We start from the raw sequence: 23,445 nt of genomic DNA, 5'->3' as shown, positions 1-23,445 counted from the left end.
GCCTAGCCATGAGTACATATCGCACAGCAAGCGGCATCCGGGGCCTGCGCCTGGCGCTTGCCATCGCCGCCATCGGCGCCCTGGCGCCCCGGGCGCACGCCGAGCCAGTCGCCGCCACGACCGCTACCGCCGCCGCTGCCGAAACGGGCGCCGCCAGGAGCAGCCGGGCCGCCGTCCGTCCCAAGTCCACGCCGCCGCAAAGCGAATCGCGCGCCGGCCGCACCGAGATGGCGCCGCAAATGAGCCTGGCCGAAGGCAAATCGACCCTGGTGCGCCTGCCATTCGCCGCCAGCCGCATGTCCGTCGGCGATCCGCGCATCGCCGACGTGATCCTGCTCAACCCCACCGAGGTGTACCTGCTGGGGCGCTCCGTCGGCACCACCAACCTGATCTTGTGGAACAAGAGCAATGACGCCACCATCATCGACCTGGCCGTCGGCATCGACAGCAGCAGCCTGCAGGCACGCATGGCCGAGCTGCTGCCGAACGAAAAGATCCACGTCACGGTGGCGGGCGACACCCTGATCCTGTCGGGCATGGTCAGCGATGTCGTCAAGGCCGACCAGGCCCTGTCGCTGGCCAACGCCTATGTGCAGCGCAGCACCCGCAGCGGCGGCGCCACCTCCGGCGCAGCGCCGGCCGCAGGCGCCGCCGCTCCAGCCCCTGCGCCCGATGCGGGCATGCCGCGCGTGATCAACCTGCTGTCGATCGCCGCGCCGCAGCAGGTGATGCTGGAAGTGAAGGTGGCCGAAGTGTCGAAGGTGCTGGTCGACCAGCTGGGCGCCAGCCTGGGCATCAACAAGACCATCGGCAGCTGGTCGTATTCGCTGCTGTCCAGCCTGCTCAGCAACAATCCCAGCGGCTTGAGCGGCGCCAGCAAGAACAACTTCTTCAACCTCGACGCGCAAAAACGCGATGGCCTGATCAAGGTGCTGGCCGAACCGAACATCATGGCCATCAGCGGGCAGGAGGCGAGCTTCCTGGCCGGCGGCAAAATCTTCATCCCCGTCAGCCAGACCAACAATGGCGGCGTGCCCACCATCACCCTGGAAGAGAAGGAATTCGGCGTGGCCGTGAAATTCACGCCCACCGTGCTCGAAGGGGGACGCATCAACCTGAAGGTGGCGCCGGAAGTGTCGGACCTGAACAAGGACGGCATCGGCATCACCGCCACCGGCATCTCGGCCACCGCCGTCCTGCCTTCGTTTACGACGCGGCGCGCCACCACCACGGTGCAGCTGTTCGACGGCCAGAGCTTCGCCATCGGCGGCTTGATCAAGAACAACGTGACCAGCAATATCAAGGCCTTGCCGGGCCTGGGCGAAGTGCCCGTGCTGGGCGCCCTGTTCCGCAGCACGGACTTCCAGACGGACCGTTCGGAACTGGTCTTCATCATCACGCCGCACCTGGTCAAGCCGCTGCCGGCCGACTACAAGCTGCCCACCGACGGCTACATCCAGCCGACGCGCGGCGACATGTTCATGCAGGGAAAAATGGAAGGCAGCGCCCCTGCGCCCGCCCCCGCAGCGCCAGCAGCGCCCATGCAGCCGCAAGCGGCCGCGCCCCAGCCTGCCGCCGGCTTCGACCTCAAATAGGAGAACACCATGAAAACCGCTCATTGCCTGCCTTGCGCCGCCCTGGTATGCCTGCTGGCCGGCTGCACCGCCACCACCACGCCCGTGCTCGATTCGCACTTCGGCGAATCGGTGGCCCTGCTCAAGGCCCAGCAGATCATGTATCCGGACGCCTACCGCAATACCAACCCCGTCAGCGGCATCGACGGCAAGGCCGGCGCCAGCGCCTACCAGCGCTACCAGAAATCGTTTGCGGCGCCGGACCCGCAACCGAATGTGTTCACCATCGGCGTGGGCGGACGCCAGTAGGCGCCAGTCCCGCGATGCACTTCCCCCAGGCCACCAGGAGACAGCCATGAACACCGCATTCCGCAGGCACGACAAGCAGCAAGGCGCGATCGCCATCGTGCTGGGGCTGACCCTGGTGGTACTGTTTGCCATGGGCGGCCTGGTGCTGGACCTGGGCCACCTGTACATCGCCAAGACGGAGCTGCAGAACGGCGCCGACAGCTCGGCGCTGGCAGGCGCCGTGGAACTCAATCAAAGCGCCACCGGCATCGACAATGCGCAGACGAAAGCCATCGCCATCGCGCAAAAGAACCGCTACGATTTTTCCACCACCCTGACCATCACGGCCGCCAACATCAGCTTCGGCCCCAGCCCGGACGGGCCATGGTCGTCCGGCGCCAGCGCCCGCACCAGCCCCCAGGGCCAGACCTTCATCCGCGTCGACACGGGCAGCAAGACCTTCGCCACCTACCTGATGGGCATCGCCGGCATCGCCAGCACCAGCACCTCGGGCGTGGCCGTGGCGGGCCGCTTCGTCAACGACGTCACGCCGATCGGCGTGTGCGCCGTCGATCCGGCCAACAAGACGGCGCAATACACGTATCCGGCCGCGCCGGCCGGCACGGGCCTGACGGAACTGCTGGAATTCGGCTTTCGCCGCGGCGTCACCTACAACCTGTTCGGCCTCAATCCGCTGGGCGGCTCGTCCGATCCCTACCTGATCAACCCCGTCGACGCGCCCCCTGGCTCCTGTGACGCTTCGCATTCCAGCGCCAATTCCACCGCGCCGTTCATGTGCACGGGCAGTAGCGCCGTGGTCAGCAGCGGCTCGGGCAAGGTCTACACGAACACGGGCTTGAGCGCCGGCAAGATCGCAGCCGCCCTCAATTCGCGCTTCGACGATTATTCCTCGCCTTCCGTGTGCGACCCCGCCACGGCGCCGCCCGATACCAACATCAAGGAATATCCATGCAAGGGCGGCGGTTCGCCCTGCGTCGCCAGCGCCGCCAACTCGCCGCCCACCGGCTGGATGGAACCGGGCGCCAGCACCTTGCCCAGCCAGCAATCGGTCAGCCTGTCCGGCAACAAGCCGAACTACCGCCTGCCGCCGACCTTCACGACGCCCGTGACGGCGGCCCAGGCGCAGTTCGCCGGCTACGGCGTGCTGTGGTCCTACGGCCCCGCCTACCAAAGCAACGGCGCCACCCCGGCCAAGGCCGGCACGGCCTACAGCGTCGCGGACGCCAATGCCAATCCCATGTACAGCACGGCCAAGGCGAACTACTTCGACACGGCCAGCTACCCCGTCAGTCCCGGTGCAAGCTTTCCTGCCAGTACGCCGCCTTCGCCGTACAACCAGACCAGCGGCCCCACGTTCCAGGCGCCCTCGGCAGCCCATCCGGGCCGCAACAACCGGCGCATCCTCAACGTGGTGCTGGTCGACTGCCGCACGGCGCCCGTGGGACCGGCCTCGTGCGGCTCCATGGATGCGGTGGGCATCGGCAAATTCTTCATGACGATGAAGGCCGATTTCAGCGGCGGTGCGCGCCTCGACGTCGAGTTCGCGGGCCTGATCGAGCCCGTGCCGAATTCCGAAATCAAACTCTACAAGTGAGGCGGCCATGCGCATCCCCCTTTCCCCCCTCAGGCAGCGCGGCGGCGCCGCCGTCGAATTCGGCATCGTGCTGGCCCTGCTGGTCACCCTGCTGGCCGGTATCTTCGGCTTCGGCCGCGCCTTCTGGTACTACGACGCGCTGACCAAGGCCACGCGCGACGCGGCGCGCAACATGTCCGTCAAGGCCAAGGCGAGCATCTCCTCGCAGGGCGTGCCTGCGGCCAGGCAGACGGTGGTCGATGCGGCCGTCAGCGCCGGCATCAGCGGCTTCACCACAGCCAACGTGACGGTTACCTGCCTGGACGCGAGCTTCAACGACAGCAGCTGCACCGATGGCACGGCGCCGGGCGGCATCCGCGTCGAAGTCGTCAACTACACGCTGTCGGTGGGCCAGTACCTGCCCTTCGTCATCGGCGCGGCCAGCAGCTATGCCACGCCGCTGTCGCCGCGCACCACCATGCGCTACATGCTGTAAGGAGAACGCCATGCGCCACCGCCTTCCGCTTGCACCCCGGGCCGGCCGCCAGCACGGCGCCGCCGCCGTCGAATTCGCCCTGGTGGCGCTGCTGTTTTTCACCCTGCTGTTCGGCATCCTCGAATTTGGCCGCATGCTGTACCTGTACAACACGGTGCAGGAAGTGAGCCGCCGCGCCGCGCGCGAAGCGGTGGTGCGCTGGATCGACCAGACCGACGCCGTCAAGACGCTGGCCCTGTTCGGCGGCACGGCCCTGCCGGCCGCCCCGGAACTGACGGCCGCCAACATCACCATCAGCTACCTGAACAAGAGCGGCGCCGAAGTGACCTCGCCGCCCACCGATCCCGGCGACAACCTGTCGGCCTGCGGCGACAACACGCGCACGGCCAGCTGCATCGACAGCGTGCGCGTATCGATCGACAACGTCAGCTATACGCCGATGGTCAGCCTGTTCGGTTTTCTCAATATCGCCGTACCCGCCTCGGTGGTGGTCATGCACGCCGAAAGCCTGGGCTTCCAGATCAACTGAACGCCTTTACCAGGAGTACCACGTGAATATCGTCATCGTCTCGAAAAATGAAGCCCAGCTCAAGCGGCTCACCCGCCTGCTGCGCGAACGCAGCGCGGCCGACCGCGTCGCGCTGCTGGCGAGCATACCGGATGTCTTCGACAACGGCGTCACGCCAGACTTGCTGCTGCTGGAGCAGGAGCAGACGGGCGAAGCGGAGCTGGAACAGCTGGAACTGCTGGGCGGGCGCCATCCGAACCTGGCCATCATCGTGCAATGTACACAGCAAAGTCCGCAATTCCTGCTGCGCTCGATGCGCGCCGGCGTGCGCGAAGTGCTGCAACCGGACGACGACGCAGCCCTGTGCGCCGCCTTGCGCCGCATCGAGGAAAAACTGCAAAAACAGGTCACGCGCAAGGGCCAGGTACTGGCCTTCGTCTCGTGCAAGGGCGGCAGCGGCGCCACCTTCATCGCCGCCAACCTCGGCTACGCGCTGGCCGCCGGCGAGCAGCGCAAGGTGGCGCTGTTCGACTTGAACCTGCAGTTCGGCGACGCCGCCCTGTTCGTCTCGGACCACAAGCCGGCCACCACCCTGTCGCAGCTGTCGCAGCAGATCGTGCGCCTCGACGCTTCGCTGCTCAGCGCCAGCATGATCCAGATCACGCCCGCCTACAGCGTGCTGGCGGCCGCCGACGATCCCGCCCATGCGGCCGATGTCGAAGCCGACCATATCGACCGTCTGCTGACCCTGGCGCGCAGCCAGTACGACTACATCCTGCTCGACGTGGGACGCGGCCTCGACCCCGTCAGCGTGCGCGCGCTGGACCGGGCCGACCTGATCTTCCCCGTGCTGCAGGCAACGCTGCCGTATGTACGCGACGGCAAGCGCCTGCTCGACGTGTTCCGCGGCCTGGGCTACCGCGAAGACAAGATCCGCCTGATCCTGAACCGCTATGCCAGCAGCGACAACATCCGCGTGGCCGACCTGGAAGCGGCGTACGGCAAGCACGTCTACAAATCCATCCCCAACCACTACGAGGCGGTGGCGGCCTCCGTCAGCCAGGGCGTGCCCATCCTCAAGCTGGCGTCGCACAATCCCGTCTCGCGCGCCCTGCAGGAACTGGCCGCCAGCCTGGCCGGCGAAACCCCGCCCGCCGCGCAAGGCTGGGTTTCGCGACTGCTGGCGCGCGCCTGATACCCCCTATTTACCGGAGACCGACCATGACTGCCGAAAAACTCACCCTGCGGGACCGCCTGGGCTATGCCCAGGATGACGCCAGCCTGAATGACGATGCCGCGCACCAGGGCGCATCGAGCCAGAGCTACCAGCAACTCAAGCACCGCACCCACCAGGCGCTGCTCGACCGCGTCGACCTGGAGGGCATGCAGCGCCTGTCGCGCGAACAGATCCGCGAAGAGCTGAAAATCCTCGTCAGCGACGTGCTCACGGAAGACAATGTGGTGATCAACGAGCTGGAACGGCGCTCGCTGATCCGCGACATCCAGGATGAGGTGCTGGGCTTCGGCCCGCTCGAACCGCTGCTGGCCGATCCCGGCGTATCCGACATCCTCGTCAACACCTACCGCCAGGTGTATGTCGAACGCCATGGCCGCCTGGAGCTGAGCGACGTCTGCTTCACCGACGACGCCCACCTGATGAAAATCATCGACAAGATCGTCTCGCGCGTGGGCCGGCGCATCGATGAATCGAGCCCCATGGTCGATGCGCGCCTGCCCGACGGTTCGCGCGTCAACGCCATCATCCCGCCGCTGGCCATCGACGGCCCCGTGATGTCGATCCGCCGCTTCTCGGCCCAGCCCCTGCGCCTGGCCGACCTGATGCTCAAGCACAGCCTGACGGAGGAAATGAGCACCACCCTGCAGGCACTGGGCAAGGCCAAGGTCAACATCCTGATCTCGGGCGGCACGGGCAGCGGCAAGACCACCATGCTCAATGCGATTTCCGGCTTCATCAGCACGGCCGAACGCATCGTCACCATCGAGGACGCGGCCGAACTGCAGATGCAGCAGCCGCACGTGGTGCGCCTGGAAACGCGGCCCGCGAACATCGAGGGCAAGGGCGAAGTGACGCAGCGGGCGCTGGTGCGCAACGCGCTGCGCATGCGTCCCGACCGCATCATCCTGGGCGAGGTGCGCGGCGCCGAGGCGCTCGACATGCTGGGCGCCATGAACACGGGCCACGAAGGCTCGATGGCCACCATCCACGCCAACACCCCGCGCGACGCGCTGACGCGGCTGGAAAACATGATCAGCATGGCCTCGGCGGGCCTGCCCGTGAAAGCCATGCGCCAGCAGATCAGTTCCGCCATCAGCGTGGTGGTGCAGGTGGCGCGCCTGACGGACGGCAAGCGCAAGATCATTTCGATCCAGGAAATCACGGGCATGGAAGGCGAGATGATCACCATGCAGGAAATCTTCACCTTCCGCCAGACGGGCATCGGCGAGGACGGCACGGTGCAGGGGCATTTCCATGCCAGCGGCGTGCGGCCGCATTTCCTGGAACGCCTGCGCGCCTTCGGCATCAGCCTGCCGGAAACCCTGTTCGATCCCGCCCGCCAGTACCATTAAGGGGAGCATCATGGACTATCTCTATTACGTATTCGCCATCCTCACCTTCATCGCCGTGGTGCTGCTGATCGAGGGACTGTACCTGGCGTGGAACACGTCGCGCGGCCCGGAAGCGGAACGGGTCGCGCGCCGCCTGCGCATCATGTCGGCCGGCGCGCATGGCGACGCGGGCAGTTCGATGATCAAGAAGCGCCTGCTGAGCGACACCCCGGCCCTGCAGCGCGTGCTGCTCAGCGTGCCCCGCGTGCATGCGCTCGACCGCCTGCTGGAACAGTCGGGCCTGAGCTGGAGCGTGGCCAGCTTCGCCGGCGTGATGCTGGCCTCGGCCGGTGCGGCGTTTTTGCTGCTCAGCTACTTCGCCGTGCCGTGGCTGCTGCGCCTGCCCCTGGTGGCCGGCGCGGCCCTGCTGCCGCTGCTGGTGGTCTTGCGCGCCAAGGCCAAGCGCCTGCAGCGCATCGAGCAGCAATTGCCCGATGCGCTGGACCTGATGGCGCGCGCCCTGCGCGCCGGCCACGCCTTTCCCACCGCCCTGAAAATGGTCGGCGATGAAATGAACGCGCCGCTGGCCGTGGAATTTCGCGCCACCTTCGACGAAGTCAATTTCGGCATCGCCATGCAGGATGCCCTGATGAACCTGGCCACGCGCGTGCCCAGCACGGACTTGCGCTACTTCGTCATCGCCGTGCTGATCCAGCGCGAAACGGGCGGCAACCTGGCCGAACTGCTCGACAGCATCAGCCGCATCATCCGCGAGCGCATCAAGCTGCTGGGACAGGTGCGCGTGCTGTCGGCCGAAGGCCGGCTGTCGGCCTGGATCCTGTCGCTGCTGCCGTTCGGCGCGGCGGCCATGATCCACCTGACCAATCCACAGTTCCTGGAAATGCTGTTCGTCGACCCGGGCGGACGCAAGATGCTCGTCGGCGCCCTGCTGCTGATGGTGTGCGGCGTCCTGGTCATGCGCAGTATCATCCGCATCCGTGTCTGAGCCCGCAAGGAGAATCCTCATGAACCCCGTCCATTTCGCCTTCCTCGCCCTGCTTTTCATTGCCGTCTTCGGCACCGTGCTGGTGGCCATGCGCAGCTTTGCACCCGATCCCTTGCGCCAGCGCATGGACAACGCCACCGGCAAGAGCGCGGCGGCGCCTGGCGCCTCATCGGCGCCCAGCCCCTGGCTGGCGCGCATGGTGCGCCTGAGCGGCCCCCTGGCCAAACTGTCGCTTCCCGACCAGGGCTGGGAAGGCTCCGTGATGCGCCGGCGCTTCATGAATGCCGGCTTGCGCCAGGCGTCGGCGCCCATCCTGTTCTTTTCCGCCAAGACCATGCTGGCCATCGGCCTGCCCCTGCTGCTGTTCCTGGGACTGAGCGCCTCTGGCAGCCAGATGGCGGGCAAGGCATTGCTGTTCTGGCTGCTGATCGTCGCCGCCATCGGCTACTACCTGCCCAATATTGTCCTGGCGCAAATGATCAAGCGGCGCCAGCGCGATATCTTCGAAAGCTTTCCCGATGCGCTGGACTTGATGACGGTGTGCGTGGAAGCGGGCCTGGCCATGGATGCGGCGCTGGCCAGGGTAGCGTCCGAAATCGCCCTGAAAAGCACCGTGCTGGCCGAGGAACTCCACCTGGTGATGCTGGAACTACGCGCCGGCAACACCAAGGAGCGGGCGCTGCGCAACCTGGCGCTGCGCACGGGCGTCGAGGATGTCGACGCGCTGGTGGCCATGCTGATCCAGGCCGAGCGCTTCGGCACCAGCATCGCCGCCTCGCTGCGCGTGCAGTCGGACCAGCTGCGCACCAAGCGCCGCCAGATGGCCGAGGAAGAAGCGGCGAAGATCGCCCTCAAGCTGCTGTTCCCGCTGATCTTTTTCATCTTCCCGTCGCTGCTGGTCGTCCTGATGGGACCAGCCTTCCTGCAAATTTACCGCGTGCTCCTGCCCAGCATGGGCAGCGGCAACTGACCGGAGAACCGCCATGTCACAGCACACCACCCTGATGCTCATGCTCGCCTGCGCCGGCCTGCTGCCCGCCTGCGGCCACCTGCCCGGCCCGGCCAGCCAGGGCAGTCACGCTGCGCCGCCCCAGGCGCGCATCGATGACAGCGCCGCCACCCGCACCACAGCGTTCTGCAAGCTGGGCAAGCGCCTGCAGGAACTGGGCGATCAGCGCGCGGCGCTGGCGGCGTACCGCGAAGCCCTGCTGCTGACACCCGACTCGGCCGATGCGCGCAATGGCGCCGCCGTGCTGCACGCGCAGCTGGGCCAGCTGGAAACGGCCCGCACCATGCTGCAGGCGCTGGCACAGGAGGTGCCGACGGCCAGGACCTACAACAACCTCGGCTACGTGCTGTACCTGCAGGGAGAGTATGCCCAGGCGGCCAGCGTGCTGCGCCAGTCACTGCAGCTCGACAACGGCCAGCAGCCGGCGCGCGCCAACCTGGACCTGGCCATCGCCGCGCTGGCGCGCAGCATCGGCACGGTCGATGTGGCCGATGCGGGCGATGCCGCCACGCAGTCCGTCGCGCCCGACCTGGCGCCAGCGGCGCCTGCCAGCCGTTTGCAATTGACGCAATTGCAGCCGAATATCTTCGCGCTGAGCTGGCGCGATGCTCCCGTGGCGGCGCGCGCCGCCTTGCCCGCCCCGGCAAAAACGGCGGCGCCGGCGGCGCCGCTGCCACGGCTGGAAGTCATCAACGGCAATGGCGAAACGGGGATGGCGGCGCGCATGCGCGGCATGCTGGGCGGCATGGGCATCAGCGTGCTGCGGCTGGGCAACCAGCGGCCATACGGCGTCCAGGCCAGCAGCATCGTCTACCGGCCCGGCCATGCGCAGGCGGCCGCCACCCTCGCCCTCGCCTTGGGCGGCATGCCACAGCTGCAAGCGTCTGATGACAGCGGCATCGGCACGGGCGCCGACCTGCGTTTATTGCTGGGCAAGGATGCGGCAGCCAGCCTGCGCGCGCCGGATGCGCGCCTGGCATCGAACACTGCACTGTGACTGCGGCGTCAGCGTGGCAGCAGGCGGCGGTCGGCGGGATCGAGCAGGAAGCCCTGCAGGATCTCCTGCAGTTGCGGCAGCTTCGCCACGTAGGCGGGGATGCCCAGCTGGCGCGCGCCGAAGTAGTGGGCGATGAGGTCGCCCTGCTGTTCCATGTTGAAGTCGGACAGGACGCCGCCCGCCTGCGCGTCGTAGCGGTAGGCGCGCTGCCGGATGTAGCCGCCGCACAGCGCCAGCAACACACCATGCAGCAGCACGCTGTAGCCGAGCTGGTATTGCCACACATGCACCATCTCGTGGATGAAGAACAGCTTGCCGCCGTTGCCTTCGCGGGAAAAATCGTCGCGGTACTGGGCCGGCATGAAGTGCAGGCTGCCGCGCGGCGTCATCGCCGTGTTCTGGTCCTGCAAGCCGAATGGTAGAAAGGAGCCGCGCACGACGCGTACGCGCGCGTAGTCGATGGCGCCCTGGAAGACGCTGCGGGCCATGGCGGTTTCGCCGATGGTGAGGGAACGGCGCAAGACGCGCATGGCACTCCGTCGGAAAAAAGAAGCGGCAAGCACGCAAGCTTGCCGCTCCGGTACCACTTACGCGGATCGTAAACCGCTGGCTGCCTTGGCAATTTCCGTGATGCGGTCCCAGTTACCGGCCGCGATCGCGTCTTTCGGCGTCAGCCACGAACCGCCCACGCAGGCAACGTTCTTGCACGCCAGGAACTGCGACGCCGTCTCTTGCGAGATGCCGCCCGTCGGGCAGAACGTGATGTCCGGCAGCGGGCCGTAGATGGCGTTGAGCATGCCGATGCCGCCCGCCGGCACGGCCGGGAACAGTTTCAGCTGCTGGAAGCCGTTTTCGCGCGCAGCCATCACTTCGCCCGGCGTCATCACGCCTGGCAGCAAGGGCAAGCCGCTGCTTTTCGCCGCCGCCACCAGCGCGGACGTCAGGCCTGGCGAGACGCCGAAGACGGCGCCCGCATCGCGTGCCTGCGCGAATTCCTCGGGACGGGTCAGGGTGCCGACGCCGACGATGGCGCCCGGCACTTCCGACATGGCGCGGATCGCTTCGAGGCCGTGCTTGGTGCGCAGGGTCACTTCCAGCACGCGAATGCCGCCCGCCACCAGCGCGCGCGCCAGCGGTACGGCGTGTTCAGGATCGTCGATCGCAATCACGGGGATCACGCTCGAGGTGCGCATAATTTCCAGTAGTGTCATGGTCATCTCTTATTTCCTAGCCAAAAAGTCTTCATCGGAACCCGGTACGGTATCACCGACATTGTCGGCGTCGTGCAAGGCGACGGTGGTGGGAATCGGCGACGGCAGGCCGAAGGTGGTGGCACCCTCTTCCGCCGCGCTGACGGTGGAACGGAACATGGAAAACAGCTCGCGGCCCATGCCGACGTGGTTCGGCGACAGGTCGGCCGTGACCAGAGAGCGGGCATGCCAGACGTCGGCCGGCACCAGCGCTTCGAGCACGCCCGTGAAGGCGTCGAGGCGGATGATGTCGCCGTCGCGCACCAGGCCCAGCGGGCCGCCGGCGAGGATTTCAGGCGATACGTGGATGGCGGCCGGCACCTTGCCCGACGCGCCCGACATGCGGCCATCGGTGACCAGCGCCACGTGGCGGCCCGCATCCTGCAGGTTGGCCAGCGCCGGCGTCAGCGCATGCAGTTCCGGCATGCCGTTGGCGCGCGGACCCTGGAAGCGCAGCACGGCGACGAAGTCGCGGTCCAGCGATCCCGCCTTGTAGGCGGCCATGAAATCTTCCTGCGAATTGAACACCAGCGCAGGCGCTTCCACCGTGCGGTGCTGCGGCTTGACGGCCGACACCTTCATCACGGCGCGGCCCAGGTTACCCGCGACCAATACCATGCCGCCGTCCGGCGCGAACGGGTTCGAAGCCGGGCGCAGCACGCTTTCGTCGGCGCTGGCAGCCGGTGCATCTTTCCAGAAGACCTTGCCGTCTTCGCCCAGGAACGGCTCCATGCAGTGCGCGCGCAAGCCATGGCCCAGGATGGTGTTGACGTCTTCGTGCAGCAAGCCCGCGTCCAGCAGTTCGCGGATCAGGTAACCGGTGCCGCCGGCCGCGTGGAAATGGTTCACGTCGGCGTCGCCGTTCGGGTAGATGCGCGTGAGCATCGGCACGATGGCCGACAGTTCGTTGAAATCGTTCCAGTCGATGACGATGCCGGCCGCCTTGGCGATGGCCACCAGGTGCAAGGTATGGTTGGTCGAACCGCCCGTGGCCAGCAAGCCCACGACGGCGTTGACGATACATTTCTCGTCGACAATATGGCCGACCGGCAAGTAATTGGCGCTTTGCGCCGTAATGCCGGCGGCGCGCTGGGCGGCAGCGGCGGTCAGCGCATCGCGCAGCGGCGTATTCGGCGTGATGAAGGCAGCGCCCGGCAAATGCAGGCCCATCACTTCCATCAACATCTGGTTGCTGTTCGCCGTACCGTAGAAGGTACAGGTGCCGGCGCCGTGGTAGGCTTTCGACTCGCCTTCGAGCAAGTCTTCACGCGTGGCCTTGCCTTGCGCATACAGCTGGCGCACCTTGGCTTTTTCCTGGTTCGACAGGCCCGACGTCATCGGACCGGCCGGCACGAACACGGCCGGCAAGTGGCCGAAGTGCAGCGCGCCGATCAGCAGGCCCGGCACGATCTTGTCGCACACGCCCAGGTACAGGGCCGAGTCGAACATATTGTGCGACAGCGCCACGGCCGTCGACATGGCGATGGTGTCGCGCGAGAACAGCGACAGTTCCATGCCCGGCTGGCCTTGCGTCACGCCATCGCACATGGCAGGCACGCCGCCGGCGAACTGGGCGACGGCGCCCACTTCGCGCACGGCTTGCTTGATAATCTGCGGGAAGCCGTCAAACGGCTGGTGCGCCGACAGCATGTCGTTGTACGAGGAAACGATCGCCACGGACGGCTTCTTGTATTCCTTCAGCGACAGCTTGTCGTTGGCGGGAAAGGCGGCAAAGCCGTGCGCCAGGTTGGTGCACGACAGGGCGCCGCGCTGCACGCCCTGGATGCGGGCAGCATCCAGGTGCGCCAGATAGGCGCCGCGCGATGGCCGGCTGCGCGCGATGATGCGCGCTGTTACGGATTCGACTACTGGATGCAGCGCCATATGGATTTCCTTAAAAATGAGTATTTCGTGAAATTTTACTACAAAACGACGAAGAAGAAGCACTCTTGCATGGGCCAACAACACAAATAAGCCACGGATTGCGGCGTATCAAAGCAAACCCGGGCAATATCGCGTATCAGCACCGGCCAACTCCTCTCTTGTATACCACTGGCGCAATCGCTAAAAAAAGCACAACAAAATCAGCTTCGCATCACAAACTGTAGTGAAATTACGTTTTTCTGATGTATTATTCTCACATCAACGCCGGATCCGCAGTTCGCCACCCCGAACGCGCCGCGCTCCTTTCAACCGAGACAAGCACCCAAGCCGACCGCCATGCGCCAGCCAGCACCTACTCCTGCCATCACCGCCACCGCCAGTTTCCAGTCCCTGCAAGCGCACAGCGCCAGCCTGCGCGACGTGCATCTGCGCCAGTTGTTCGCGGCCGACCCCGCGCGCTTTGCCAGCATGACGGTGGATGCGGCCGGCCTGCTGCTCGATTACTCGAAGAACCGGATCGACGCCACCGCCATGGGCCTGCTGATGGAACTGGCCCGCGAGCGCGGCGTGGAAGCGCAGCGCGAAGCCATGTTCACTGGCGAGAAAATCAATCTTACCGAACATCGGGCCGTTCTGCATACCGCCTTGCGCGCGCCACGCGGCACGAAGCTGGTGGTCGATGGGCAGGATATCGATGCTGACGTGCAAGATGTGCTGCAACGCGTCAAGGCGTTTACGGACAAGGTACGCAATGGCAGCTGGCTCGGCTACACGGGCAAGCCGATTTGCGACATCGTCAACATCGGCATCGGCGGCTCGGACCTGGGGCCGAAAATGGCGTGCCTGGCGCTGCGCTCCTACGCCAACCCGGGCCTGGAAATGCACTTTGTTTCCAACGTCGACGGGCACGACATGGAAGCAACCCTGTCGAAAGTCGACCCGGAAACGACGCTGTTCATCGTCGCCTCGAAAACCTTCGTTACGGCTGAAACCATGCTCAACGCCAACACGGCGCGCGCCTGGTTCCTGCTCGAAGGCGAAGAAAGCGACTTGGCCAAGCATTTTGTGGCCGTCTCGACCAACACGCAAGCCATCGTCGACTTCGGCATTTCGCCGGACAACATGTTCCCGTTCTGGGACTGGGTCGGCGGCCGCTATTCCGTCTGGTCGTCGATCGGCCTGGCCGTGGCGCTGTCCGTCGGCTTTGAATACTTCAGCGATTTCCTCGCCGGCGCGCATGCGATGGACCAGCACTTCCGCCAGGCCCCACTGGAACAGAACATGCCCGTGGTGCTGGCCATGGTGGGCTTCTGGAACCGCCAGTTCCTCGATTGCGGCTCCGTTTCCATCGCGCCTTACCACCAGGACTTGAGCCGCTTTGCTGCCTATCTGCAACAGTTGGACATGGAAAGCAACGGCAAGCGCGTCACCAAGGATGGCGTGCCCGTCGGCGTGCCGACCGGCCCCGTCATCTGGGGCGATTGCGGCACGAATGCGCAGCACGCGTATTTCCAGCTGCTGCACCAGGGCACCGACATCACGCCCATCGACTTCATCGCCGCCCTGCGCGCCACGCACGATTTGCCCGGCCACCACGACGCCCTGCTGGCGAACTGCTTTGCCCAGTCGGAAGCCTTCATGACGGGCAAGACGGGCGAGGAAGTGCGTCTTGACTTGCAGGCGCAAGGCTTGCCAGACAGCGAGATCGAAGCGCTGGTGCCGCACAAGACTTTCCCCGGCAACCGCCCCAGCAATACCATTTTGATGGACCAGCTGACCCCGACCACCCTGGGCGCCCTGATCGCGCTGTACGAACACAAGACCTTCGTGCAGGGCGTCTTGTGGAATGTCAACAGTTTTGATCAGTGGGGCGTGGAACTGGGCAAGGTGCTGGCCAAGAAAATCCAGGCCGAACTGACGGGCGAAGCCCATCCCGACCATCACGACAGCTCGACCAATGGCTTGATTGCCCTGGCGAAAGCCGCCAAGGCGGCGTATTAACTTAATTGAGGTTTATGAATATTTACGAGATCAAAGTAGTCAGCGACAAAGCCATGCAAGTGGGCGAATGCCCGCTATGGCATGGCAAGGAAGCGGCCCTGTACTGGGTCGACATCGATGGCCGCGCCGTGCACCGCCTGCACCCCGCCAGCGGCAAGCATGAACAGTGGAGCATGCCGACGGAACCATCGGCGCTGGCCATCAACGCGGGCGGCGGCCTGGTCGTGGCCTTGCGCAGCGGCTTTGCCCACCTCGACACGAAGACGGGCAGCCTGGCGGAAATCGCCCCGGCGCCGTTCGACATGGCCACCACGCGCTTCAACGATGGCAAGGTCGACCCTGCCGGACGCTTCTGGGTCGGCACCATCTTCGAGCCGCGCAGCGCTGACGCGGCAGAAATGTTCGTGCTGGAAAAGGGCCATGTGCGCAAGGTCTGGTCGGGTGGCATGACCGTATCGAACGGCCTGGGCTTTTCCCCGGACAAGCGCACCATGTACCACTCGGATACCACCACGCACCGCATCGACCGCTTCGACTTCGACGCGGCGAGTGGAGCCATTTCCGCGCCGCAGCCGTTCCAGCGTTTTTCCACGGACAAGAAAGCGCTTGATTACGGCGGACGCCCCGATGGCGCGGCCGTCGACAGCGAAGGCAATTACTGGTCGGCCATGTTTGAAGGCGGCAAGATCTTGCGCTTTGCCCCCGATGGCCATCTGCTGGGCGAAATCGCCGTGCCCGTGCGCTGCCCCACCATGGTGACATTCGGCGGCCCGGACCTGCGCACCCTGTACATCACCAGCGCCAGCCATAACCGCTCGGCCGAGGAAATTGCCAACTACCCTTTGAGCGGCCACGTGCTGTCCGTGCGCGTGGACGTGGCGGGACAGCCGGAACACCTGTATCAGGCGTAATCGTTTGCCCGCATAAAAAAAGCGCCGGACCCTCGCGGGTACCGGCGCTTTTTCACATGCGAGCGCGCGAATCAGCGCGCCAGTACTTTACGGATCGTCTCCGCCAGTTCAGCGGCCACAAACTTGGCGACATAACCATCGGCGCCCACGCCCTTGACGTGGTCTTCGTTGGTAGAACCCGTCAGCGACGAGTGGATCACCACGGGGATGTTGGCGAAGCGGCCATCGTTCTTGATGTTGCGCGTCAGGGTAAAACCATCCATTTCCGGCATTTCCAGGTCGGTCAGCACCAGCGCGACCTTGTCTTTCGCCGTCTTGCCTTCCGTGGCGGCCTGGGCCGAGATCGCCTGCAGGCGCTCCCACGCTTCCTTGCCCGTCTTGGTCATGATGAAAGGCACGCCCATCGCTTCGAGGCCCTTTTCGATCAGCGAGCGGGCCAGCGAGGAATCGTCGGCCGCGAGGATCACGGCGCCGGCCGGCAAGCGCACTTGCGGGCCGATGCTGTTCTCGTCCACATCCGGGTCGCCCGACGGCAGCACGTTGCGCAGGATTTGTTCCACATCAAGCACTTGGGCCAGACGCGTCTTGTCCGTGTCGCCATCGAGGCGCGCGATGCTGGTGACGAGGCCGCCGCCGACGCTCGATTCGGCCGACAGCACCTGATTCCATTCCAGGCGCACGATTTCATCGACCTCTTCCACGGCAAACGCCTGTGTCGAGCGGGCAAATTCGGTCACCATCAGGATCTTCAAACCATTGCTCTTGCAGCCGACCGCCATCGGCAAGTCGATCACGGGCACGATCTGGCCACGGATGTTGACCACGCCCAGCATGTGGGGGTGCGAACCGGCTACGGCCGTGATGGCCGGCATTTCCATGATTTCACGGACTTTGAACACATTGATGCCGAATAGTTCGCGGCTGGTCGAGTGATCACTGGTGCCCAGCTTGAACAGGAACAGTTCGAATTTGTTATTGCCTGTCAGGCTGGTGCGTTCATCGACATCTTGCTGCATTGAATTCATTGTGTCCCCTTGAGCCGTCTTGTAAAGTTAAGTCGCCTGCCCTGATGCTGCGGACAGTGCGGACTGCACGTCGCATGGACGTCGGATGGCGGGTTCGGGGCATGGCCGGCGCTAGCGGTGCAGTGTATGTCGTACAATTTCTTACAACCAATAGTTGCTATCGATTCGAGCTTGAATTATACGGTTTTTTACTTTCTTCAAAGCTACTTTACGCTGCCAACAGCGATCCTGACAGTATTTCTTGATTTGCTTGTTGCTACAGCGCAAATGATGATGGAGAGAATCGAAAATTTCCCTGGCAACCATGGTTGCTTTGAAAAGCCAATGAAAAGCAGGACGCTGCGCCGACGCCGGCGAACGGCATATAATGGCCAGGCCGACATCGCTGGCATGCATACCGGGCAAAATGGCGACGGCAGCGGATGGAATGTAGTAAAATTTCTTGCAATTGCCTGTTCTACGTAGTAAATTTACACCATCGATTATAGTAGCGACAGACTGGCACTTCCGGTCGGCTTCCTCCCCGCTCCGGCCCTTTTACTTTTGCGACGACACTCACTTATGGCACTTACCGATTTTGACCTGGTCCTGTTTGGCGGCAGCGGCGATTTAGCAATGCGCAAGTTGTTGCCTGCAATGTATGCGCGCGACGTCGCGAACGATTTGCCGCCGACGGCGCGCATCATCTGCGTGGGCCGCCAGGACAGCGGCCAGGATGCTTTCCTGAAAATGGTAGAGACCAACTCGCGTCCCCACATCAAGGCCAGCACCCTGAATGCCGCCACCTGGAGCAAATTCTGCGCGCGCATCGTGTATGTGTCGCTCAACGCCAGCGATGCGGCCACGTACGCGCCGCTGGTCGAAGCGCTGCGCGGCGATGCCGACCTGACGCGCGTGTACTACCTGGCGACGCCGCCGCATTTGTTCGCCCTCATCTGCGACAACCTGGAAGACAACGGCCTGGTGACGCCGAATTCGCGCGTGGTCCTGGAAAAACCGCTGGGCCGCGACCTGGCCAGCGCCAAGCAGATCAATGCCGAAGTGGGCAAGGTCTTCCAGGAATCGCAGATTTACCGCATCGACCATTACCTGGGCAAGGAAACCGTGCAGAACTTGCTGGCCCTGCGCTTCGGCAACATCCTATTCGAACCGCTGTGGCGCCGCGAATGGATTTCCGACGTGCAGATCACCATCGCCGAAAAGCTGGGCGTGGGCAACCGCATGGGTTACTACGACACCTCGGGCGCGCTGCGCGACATGCTGCAAAACCACTTGCTGCAACTGCTGTGCATCGTCGCCATGGAGCCGCCGACCTCGATCGCGCCGGACGCCGTACGCGATGAAAAACTGCAAGTGTTGCGCTCGCTGAAAAAATTCACGCCTACCACCCTGGCGCAAAACATCGTGCGCGGCCAGTACCGCGCCGGCCACGTCGATGGCGCCACCGTGCCGAGCTACCGCGACGAGCCGGACGCGCCGGAACACTCGCGCACCGAAACCTTCGTTGCGCTGAAGGCGGAAATCGACACCTGGCGCTGGGCCGGCGTGCCGTTCTACCTGCGCACGGGCAAGCGCATGGCCGACAGCCTGGCCGAGATCGTCGTGCGCTTCAAGCAGATTCCGCACTCGATCTTCAACCAGCCCACGTCGAGCTTCCAGCCGAACTGCCTGGTGATCCGCTTGCAGCCGGACGAAGGCTTGCGCATGAACCTGATGGCGAAAACCCCGGGCGACGGCATGCGCTTGAAACCGGCGGAACTGGAACTCGATTTCCGCGAATCGTTCAAGACCCCGCGCATGGACGCCTACGAGCGTTTGCTGCTCGACGTCCTGCGCGGCCAGCTGACCCTGTTCATGCGCGGCGACGAACTGGAAGCGGCCTGGGAATGGGTCGAGCCGATTCTCGACAACTGGGAACAGAACGACAGCGCGCCGATTCCCTACACGGCCGGCACCTGGGGCCCCGCGGCCGCCAGCGCCCTGATCGGCCGCGATGGCTTGCAGTGGCGTGAAGAGGCGCTTCCTGAAGACTAGTTTGGAAGCGCAAGGAGTCTGGCCTTGCAAGGCCAGACCGTTACGCAGGCGTGGAGCGGTGCTCCACGAATTCCCTGCTTCACCGTTGCCAGTCCCCGAGTTCCCGAAAACTAACCCAGAAGATTACCCTGATGCTGCTTGACTCCATCCGCACCCAGCTCGATTCGCTCTCCAAGTCGGAGAAGAAGGTCGCCTTGGCCGTGCTTGACCAGCCTAACCAGACGGTCAGCCAGAACATCACGGCGCTGGCGAAAAGCGCACAGGTGTCGGAACCGACCGTGGTGCGCTTTTGCCGCACCCTGGGCTACGACGGCTGGCATGAATTCAAGCTGAAGCTGGCGCAGGGCCTGGCCCTGGCCATGCCGGGCGCGAACGAGCAGCCGGCGCAGGACGACCTGGCTGCCGACCTCGTGAATAAAATCTGCAGCCGCTCGATCAACACCCTGCTCGACCTGCGCAACAACCTGAACCCGGAAGCGATCCAGCGCGCGCTCGACATCCTGTCGCGCGCCAGCAAGATTGAATTCTATGGCCAGGGCACGTCGGGCATCGTGGCGGCCGACGCGCAGCACAAGTTCTTCCGCTCGGGCGTGCCGACGGTGGCTTACAGCGACCCGAACATCCACAGCATTGCGGCGGCCCTGCTGCGCGGCGGCGACTGCCTGGTGGCGATCTCGCAGCGCGGCAACAGCCCCGCCTTGGTCCGCTCCGTGAAACTGGCGCGCCGCGGCGGCGCCGACGTCGTCGTGCTTGCCCCGTCCGGCACGCCGCTGGCCGACCTGGCGACCGTGTTGATCCCGATAGACCTGGTCTTCAATACCGACCCCTACACCCCGATTTCCGCCCGCCTGGCCTACCTGGTGGTGATCGACGTGCTGGCCGTTGGCCTGGCCCTGCAACGGGGCCCCGAGTTCCGCAAGAAGATGCAGAACGCGCAGAAGGCGCTGCAGGAATTCGACATGCAGTTCGACTCCTTCATCGGCTGATCCACCCATCGGCTCCAGCCTCGCTGGAGCCTCTGCTTTGTGCGACAGGCATCAAGGCATATCAGCCGGTTTTCCGGAATGAAGAATAGGATGAATTTTACTATCGCCATCCACATTTGACACAACCACTCTCACCTCGTCATTTTCAAAAAAATGCATATAGATATCTCCTGGCCTATCATATTTTTCCACTTCCACCATTTTTTCTTTAATAATATGCTGTAGTCCATCCGGCATATCCCACCGCACCCGAACCATCATTCTGGGATACCACACTCTCGGGATAGAGGCGCAACAGATTTCTGCTCCTCCCGCCCCCCATCTCGCCATATCCGCGCCTCCGGCTCCATCCACCGACGCGGAGTAAATAAAATTCCCGGTATGGTTCACAATACCCACCTGCGCCGTCGCGGTAGGACTTGGGCGGGCTTCCTCGACCTGCCTGGCCTTGAGGGCACAGCCGCTCAGCAGCAGGGCAGTGCCAAGATAAATAATCCATTTCATAATTTTCACCTTGCAAAAAATGCCACGTGGTTTTTCTACTTCACTGCCACATACGGCAATAAAAATAGGGGACTGCCCACGCTTGAATGCCTCAAGAAAAAGTGATGGGAATCGGTCCAGAAAAGAAATTTTTATCGATCATCCTATCAAGGAAGATTGGCAGGCTTTCCAGAATGAAGAATAGGATGAATTTTACTATCGCCGTCCACATTTGACACAACCACTCTCACCCCGTCATCGGGGAAGAAATGCATATAGATATCCCCGGGCTCATCGTATTTTTCCACTTCCACCATTTTTTCTTTGACAATATGCGTATGCTCTTCCGGCATATCCCACCGCACTAGAACCATCATCCCCGCATACCATACCCGCGGGATGGATGCGCAGCAAACCTCGGCTCCTCCCGCTCCCCATCTGGCCATATTGGCGCCTCCTGCCCCATCCACCGATGCGGAGTAAATATACTTCCCCGTATGGTTGACAATACCCACCTGCGCCGTCGCGGTAGCACTTGAGCCGGCGTCCTCAACCTGCTTGGCCGTGAACGCACAGCCGCTCAGCAGCAAAGCAGTGCCAAGATAAATAATCCATTTCATGATTTTCCTTTCGGCTCCAGCCGCGCTGAAATCACGCCCTATGCGAGCGCCTCTGCTCGCGTTGCATAGCGCTGCTGCGCCAGGTAAATCTCTTCATCGGCTTTGGCCTGCGCAATATCCTGTGTTAAGTTTTCACTCCACACGAATTTTTCGGGTGCTTCTTCCGCCTGGATGCCGGCCGTCGGCATGCGTTGCAATTCCTTCTCGTGCACGCTTTTCCGGAAAAAGCCGCTTTGCGGGTAGTAGCCACGGCGCAAGATATAGCCGCCACCCTCGCGACGCGTATAGGTTTGCGTGGTGATCACCGCACTGCGCATGTCGGCGCTGTCGGCATCCGTACGGATTGGGTAGGGGGTGCCGTACTGCGCTTCCTTGACCAGTGCGTCCTCTTCCGGCGTCAATGCTTCGCCATTCTTCTGTTTCAATTGCGCAACTTCGGTCTTTCGGCTCAGTTCATACGCGCGTTTATAAAAGCCTTCTTCAGGCGGTTTATCGGCGAACGAGGCGATCTTGGCCCGTTTATCGTATTCCGTCACTTCGCCCGCCATATAGAATCCGGCCAGGGAATCGTGTACATAGTCGTCAAAAAAACGCATCACTTCGGGCGGCAGTGGTTTTGGGTGATCGAATATGTCGAGCGCCCAAGCTTCCCAGTCATCCAGCGGTGTATGATTTTGCGCGCGATAGTATTGCCAGTGATTGATGCGCGCAATATCCCGGGCGCTGAACGGTTTATCCTCATCACCATGACGAAAGGCTTTGCGCGCGCGCAACGCTTCCAGATCGCCTGCCAGCAAGCGGTTGTAGGAACCCAGATCCTCCCGCTCTTGCGCGTTGGCCGCATTGAAGCTGGCCGTGGCTTCCAGGGTCTTGACGCGCACGGCGCGCCAGCGGTAATACAGCTCCATATGCTTGCTCAGCAAGGCGCCTTGCTTGTTAAGCGCGGCGGTATATGCTTCCCATGCCTTGGCAAGCTCTTGACTGACCTGGAAATCATCTCGGTCCGTTGCCTCCAGTTCGCTGAACGGTATCAAAGGCACTCCCTTGAGGCGCGCCTCCTTGAACATATGCGCCAGCGGAATTTGCGACAACAAGGCTGCTTGTCCGCCGCGTCCCTTTCCCTGCTCGCCCGGACCATAGCCGCCTCCCACGTCGGAGTGCACGCCAGGAAAATACACTTCCTCGATTTTCCCTTCCAAGCGTGTAACGGGGAAATTCATGCGCTGCTCATGCGTGGCAATGCAATGCAAGCCTGCCTGAACGCAGCGAGGCAGCGGCTTGAGCAATTCATTGGCCCAGGCCCAATGGCCATCGAACATCGCGCCAGGCGCGATCGTGGTTTTCGCGACAGACGCCGAACTGCCCACGGTTGCCACCGTGTCGAATACGCCAAGAAAATCGATGCTGGCCGGAATGCCGGCAAACTCCTGCCCCTCACCTTTGCCCGGCGTGAGCAAATCGGCAAACAGCTGGCAGAATGCCACCGCCTCGGCGGCGCCACGCGAAAAACCGAACACCGACAAGGTCAGCGATGGAATATGCGGCTTGGGTTGTGCCGCCACCGCCACTTTGAGTTTTTCAATATGCTCAGCGAACCAGTCCGAGTGGGTCATGAAGCGCTCCCTGCCGGTTGAGGGATGCGGCACCTTTTTGTGGCCTACGGCATTATCATAAGTACGGGCAAGTTCGCCAGCCTTATCTGATTTATATAATGGAGTTTCATCTCCATAAACCGTTCGATGAATTGCATTTAAAACCTGCAATAAGCCCCAGATAATACGCGGCTGCCCTCCTTTGGCAAAAGCCTTCCCCTCGTCCGATTCAGTCAATTCACCAATTTCCTTAAATGGCGTTCCCACGCCAGGAATATAATTTCGAAAATATCCCGCACCCCGTTTATTCGAGGGAAAACTCGAAAATAGCCGCGCCACATTGCTATGGCTGGCACTATTGGGGTCGACCACAACATTAGCTATAGGAATGGGCTTTTTTGTTCTTGGATCGAGCACACCTGTCCTAACCCCATTCCTATCGCGCTCCAGATTATTATTGGTTCCATCAAAGAAAAGTCCAACCCTCACTGGAATACTGCACGGCGCGCCATCTTTCTTTTCACATGCCTCCTTGGCAATTTCGGATTGCTCTTTCGTCAACGGCTTTAAAAAAAAACCGACGGGAAACGGCGCGGAATGGGGAGTTTCACTGATCATA

The 23,445-nt window shown here is 63.3% G+C and carries 22 protein-coding genes; 15 read left to right on the top strand and 7 right to left on the bottom strand.

Going from position 1 to position 23,445, the window contains the following annotated elements; translation table 11 throughout:
- Positions 1-8 precede the first annotated feature (8 nt).
- From CLU94_RS19980 to CLU94_RS19935, 10 genes are read left to right on the top strand one after another with little or no spacing between them, the layout of a single operon-like run.
- Positions 9-1,595 carry a type II and III secretion system protein family protein gene (locus CLU94_RS19980; protein WP_099666908.1) on the top strand — a complete coding sequence of 529 codons (1,587 nt, stop codon included), beginning with the start codon at positions 9-11 and terminating at the stop codon, positions 1,593-1,595.
- A 9-nt stretch (positions 1,596-1,604) separates the two neighbouring features.
- A complete protein-coding gene (locus CLU94_RS19975) occupies positions 1,605-1,883 on the top strand; it encodes a pilus assembly protein (protein ID WP_099666907.1) in 279 nt (92 codons plus the stop codon).
- Between the two features lie 46 nt (positions 1,884-1,929).
- Positions 1,930-3,477, top strand: a complete 1,548-nt coding sequence (locus CLU94_RS19970) for a TadE/TadG family type IV pilus assembly protein (protein ID WP_099666906.1) — start codon at positions 1,930-1,932, stop codon at positions 3,475-3,477.
- Positions 3,478-3,484: 7 nt separating this feature from the next.
- Positions 3,485-3,952: a TadE/TadG family type IV pilus assembly protein gene (locus CLU94_RS19965; RefSeq protein ID WP_099666905.1), complete on the top strand. Its 468-nt coding sequence runs from the start codon at positions 3,485-3,487 to the stop codon at positions 3,950-3,952.
- Between the two features lie 10 nt (positions 3,953-3,962).
- The gene (locus CLU94_RS19960; RefSeq protein ID WP_099666904.1) at positions 3,963-4,481 is read left to right on the top strand and encodes a TadE/TadG family type IV pilus assembly protein; all 519 of its coding nucleotides are present in this window, start codon (positions 3,963-3,965) and stop codon (positions 4,479-4,481) included.
- A gap of 22 nt (positions 4,482-4,503) precedes the next feature.
- Positions 4,504-5,655, top strand: a complete 1,152-nt coding sequence (locus CLU94_RS19955) for an AAA family ATPase (protein WP_099666903.1) — start codon at positions 4,504-4,506, stop codon at positions 5,653-5,655.
- Positions 5,656-5,681: 26 nt separating this feature from the next.
- A complete protein-coding gene (locus CLU94_RS19950) occupies positions 5,682-7,049 on the top strand; it encodes a CpaF family protein (protein ID WP_099379045.1) in 1,368 nt (455 codons plus the stop codon).
- Positions 7,050-7,059: 10 nt separating this feature from the next.
- Positions 7,060-8,034 carry a type II secretion system F family protein gene (locus tag CLU94_RS19945; RefSeq protein WP_099666902.1) on the top strand — a complete coding sequence of 325 codons (975 nt, stop codon included), beginning with the start codon at positions 7,060-7,062 and terminating at the stop codon, positions 8,032-8,034.
- A gap of 19 nt (positions 8,035-8,053) precedes the next feature.
- Positions 8,054-9,004, top strand: a complete 951-nt coding sequence (locus tag CLU94_RS19940; RefSeq protein ID WP_099666901.1) for a type II secretion system F family protein — start codon at positions 8,054-8,056, stop codon at positions 9,002-9,004.
- A 13-nt stretch (positions 9,005-9,017) separates the two neighbouring features.
- Positions 9,018-10,040 (top strand): LytR C-terminal domain-containing protein, encoded by a 1,023-nt coding sequence (locus CLU94_RS19935; protein WP_099666900.1) that lies wholly within the window; start codon positions 9,018-9,020, stop codon positions 10,038-10,040.
- An 8-nt stretch (positions 10,041-10,048) separates the two neighbouring features.
- Here CLU94_RS19935 and CLU94_RS19930 read toward each other — a convergent pair whose 3' ends face one another.
- From CLU94_RS19930 to edd, 3 genes are read right to left on the bottom strand one after another with little or no spacing between them, the layout of a single operon-like run.
- Complete coding sequence (locus CLU94_RS19930) at positions 10,049-10,570, bottom strand: type IV secretion protein Rhs (protein WP_099666899.1); 522 nt, start codon at positions 10,568-10,570, stop codon at positions 10,049-10,051.
- A 57-nt stretch (positions 10,571-10,627) separates the two neighbouring features.
- Positions 10,628-11,257 carry a bifunctional 4-hydroxy-2-oxoglutarate aldolase/2-dehydro-3-deoxy-phosphogluconate aldolase gene (gene eda, locus CLU94_RS19925; RefSeq protein WP_099666898.1) on the bottom strand — a complete coding sequence of 210 codons (630 nt, stop codon included), beginning with the start codon at positions 11,255-11,257 and terminating at the stop codon, positions 10,628-10,630.
- 3 nt (positions 11,258-11,260) lie between these two features.
- A complete protein-coding gene (gene edd / locus CLU94_RS19920; protein WP_099666897.1) occupies positions 11,261-13,174 on the bottom strand; it encodes a phosphogluconate dehydratase in 1,914 nt (637 codons plus the stop codon).
- A gap of 336 nt (positions 13,175-13,510) precedes the next feature.
- On the opposite strand from edd, the gene pgi reads away from it, so the two are divergent.
- Entirely contained in the window at positions 13,511-15,175 is a 1,665-nt protein-coding gene (gene pgi, locus CLU94_RS19915) for a glucose-6-phosphate isomerase (RefSeq protein ID WP_099666896.1), read from the top strand.
- A 14-nt stretch (positions 15,176-15,189) separates the two neighbouring features.
- On the top strand, positions 15,190-16,086 hold the full coding sequence (locus CLU94_RS19910; protein WP_099666895.1) for an SMP-30/gluconolactonase/LRE family protein: 897 nt from the start codon (positions 15,190-15,192) through the stop codon (positions 16,084-16,086).
- 71 nt (positions 16,087-16,157) lie between these two features.
- On the opposite strand, the gene CLU94_RS19905 is transcribed toward CLU94_RS19910, so the two are convergent.
- Positions 16,158-17,111 carry a chemotaxis protein gene (locus CLU94_RS19905; RefSeq protein ID WP_070281275.1) on the bottom strand — a complete coding sequence of 318 codons (954 nt, stop codon included), beginning with the start codon at positions 17,109-17,111 and terminating at the stop codon, positions 16,158-16,160.
- Positions 17,112-17,237: 126 nt separating this feature from the next.
- On the opposite strand from CLU94_RS19905, the gene CLU94_RS28120 reads away from it, so the two are divergent.
- The 3 genes from CLU94_RS28120 (at position 17,238) to CLU94_RS19895 (ending at position 20,131) form a co-directional block, all read left to right on the top strand.
- A complete protein-coding gene (locus CLU94_RS28120; RefSeq protein WP_143451491.1) occupies positions 17,238-17,576 on the top strand; it encodes a hypothetical protein in 339 nt (112 codons plus the stop codon).
- Positions 17,577-17,672: 96 nt separating this feature from the next.
- Positions 17,673-19,145: a glucose-6-phosphate dehydrogenase gene (gene zwf / locus CLU94_RS19900; RefSeq protein ID WP_034750861.1), complete on the top strand. Its 1,473-nt coding sequence runs from the start codon at positions 17,673-17,675 to the stop codon at positions 19,143-19,145.
- Positions 19,146-19,276: 131 nt separating this feature from the next.
- Complete coding sequence (locus CLU94_RS19895) at positions 19,277-20,131, top strand: SIS domain-containing protein (protein ID WP_034750862.1); 855 nt, start codon at positions 19,277-19,279, stop codon at positions 20,129-20,131.
- Positions 20,132-20,182: 51 nt separating this feature from the next.
- Here CLU94_RS19895 and CLU94_RS19890 read toward each other — a convergent pair whose 3' ends face one another.
- From CLU94_RS19890 to CLU94_RS19880, 3 genes are all read right to left on the bottom strand, one after another.
- Entirely contained in the window at positions 20,183-20,635 is a 453-nt protein-coding gene (locus CLU94_RS19890; RefSeq protein WP_099666894.1) for a DUF3304 domain-containing protein, read from the bottom strand.
- 146 nt (positions 20,636-20,781) lie between these two features.
- On the bottom strand, positions 20,782-21,234 hold the full coding sequence (locus tag CLU94_RS19885) for a DUF3304 domain-containing protein (protein ID WP_099666893.1): 453 nt from the start codon (positions 21,232-21,234) through the stop codon (positions 20,782-20,784).
- Between the two features lie 38 nt (positions 21,235-21,272).
- Positions 21,273-23,444 (bottom strand): phospholipase effector Tle1 domain-containing protein, encoded by a 2,172-nt coding sequence (locus CLU94_RS19880; protein WP_099666892.1) that lies wholly within the window; start codon positions 23,442-23,444, stop codon positions 21,273-21,275.
- Position 23,445: the final 1 nt, after the last annotated feature.

This window comes from Janthinobacterium sp. 13 (genome assembly GCF_002749695.1).
Taxonomy (GTDB): domain Bacteria; phylum Pseudomonadota; class Gammaproteobacteria; order Burkholderiales; family Burkholderiaceae_D; genus Janthinobacterium; species Janthinobacterium kumbetense.
Note: the sequence above shows the minus strand (reverse complement) of the source record. Positions and strands in the feature narration are given on the sequence as shown.

What these genes read in the sequence shown, in the direction of transcription:
- CLU94_RS19980 (WP_099666908.1), top strand. Translation starts at nt 9, where the DNA reads ATGAGTACATATCGCACAGCAAGCGGCATCCGGGGCCTGCGCCTGGCG.
- CLU94_RS19975 (WP_099666907.1), top strand. Translation starts at nt 1,605, where the DNA reads ATGAAAACCGCTCATTGCCTGCCTTGCGCCGCCCTGGTATGCCTGCTG.
- CLU94_RS19970 (WP_099666906.1), top strand. Translation starts at nt 1,930, where the DNA reads ATGAACACCGCATTCCGCAGGCACGACAAGCAGCAAGGCGCGATCGCC.
- CLU94_RS19965 (WP_099666905.1), top strand. Translation starts at nt 3,485, where the DNA reads ATGCGCATCCCCCTTTCCCCCCTCAGGCAGCGCGGCGGCGCCGCCGTC.
- CLU94_RS19960 (WP_099666904.1), top strand. Translation starts at nt 3,963, where the DNA reads ATGCGCCACCGCCTTCCGCTTGCACCCCGGGCCGGCCGCCAGCACGGC.
- CLU94_RS19950 (WP_099379045.1), top strand. Translation starts at nt 5,682, where the DNA reads ATGACTGCCGAAAAACTCACCCTGCGGGACCGCCTGGGCTATGCCCAG.
- CLU94_RS19945 (WP_099666902.1), top strand. Translation starts at nt 7,060, where the DNA reads ATGGACTATCTCTATTACGTATTCGCCATCCTCACCTTCATCGCCGTG.
- CLU94_RS19940 (WP_099666901.1), top strand. Translation starts at nt 8,054, where the DNA reads ATGAACCCCGTCCATTTCGCCTTCCTCGCCCTGCTTTTCATTGCCGTC.
- CLU94_RS19935 (WP_099666900.1), top strand. Translation starts at nt 9,018, where the DNA reads ATGTCACAGCACACCACCCTGATGCTCATGCTCGCCTGCGCCGGCCTG.
- CLU94_RS19930 (WP_099666899.1), bottom strand. Translation starts at nt 10,570, where the DNA reads ATGCGCGTCTTGCGCCGTTCCCTCACCATCGGCGAAACCGCCATGGCC.
- eda (WP_099666898.1), bottom strand. Translation starts at nt 11,257, where the DNA reads ATGACCATGACACTACTGGAAATTATGCGCACCTCGAGCGTGATCCCC.
- edd (WP_099666897.1), bottom strand. Translation starts at nt 13,174, where the DNA reads ATGGCGCTGCATCCAGTAGTCGAATCCGTAACAGCGCGCATCATCGCG.
- pgi (WP_099666896.1), top strand. Translation starts at nt 13,511, where the DNA reads ATGCGCCAGCCAGCACCTACTCCTGCCATCACCGCCACCGCCAGTTTC.
- CLU94_RS19910 (WP_099666895.1), top strand. Translation starts at nt 15,190, where the DNA reads ATGAATATTTACGAGATCAAAGTAGTCAGCGACAAAGCCATGCAAGTG.
- CLU94_RS19905 (WP_070281275.1), bottom strand. Translation starts at nt 17,111, where the DNA reads ATGAATTCAATGCAGCAAGATGTCGATGAACGCACCAGCCTGACAGGC.
- CLU94_RS28120 (WP_143451491.1), top strand. Translation starts at nt 17,238, where the DNA reads ATGTCGTACAATTTCTTACAACCAATAGTTGCTATCGATTCGAGCTTG.
- zwf (WP_034750861.1), top strand. Translation starts at nt 17,673, where the DNA reads ATGGCACTTACCGATTTTGACCTGGTCCTGTTTGGCGGCAGCGGCGAT.
- CLU94_RS19895 (WP_034750862.1), top strand. Translation starts at nt 19,277, where the DNA reads ATGCTGCTTGACTCCATCCGCACCCAGCTCGATTCGCTCTCCAAGTCG.
- CLU94_RS19890 (WP_099666894.1), bottom strand. Translation starts at nt 20,635, where the DNA reads ATGAAATGGATTATTTATCTTGGCACTGCCCTGCTGCTGAGCGGCTGT.
- CLU94_RS19885 (WP_099666893.1), bottom strand. Translation starts at nt 21,234, where the DNA reads ATGAAATGGATTATTTATCTTGGCACTGCTTTGCTGCTGAGCGGCTGT.
- CLU94_RS19880 (WP_099666892.1), bottom strand. Translation starts at nt 23,444, where the DNA reads ATGATCAGTGAAACTCCCCATTCCGCGCCGTTTCCCGTCGGTTTTTTT.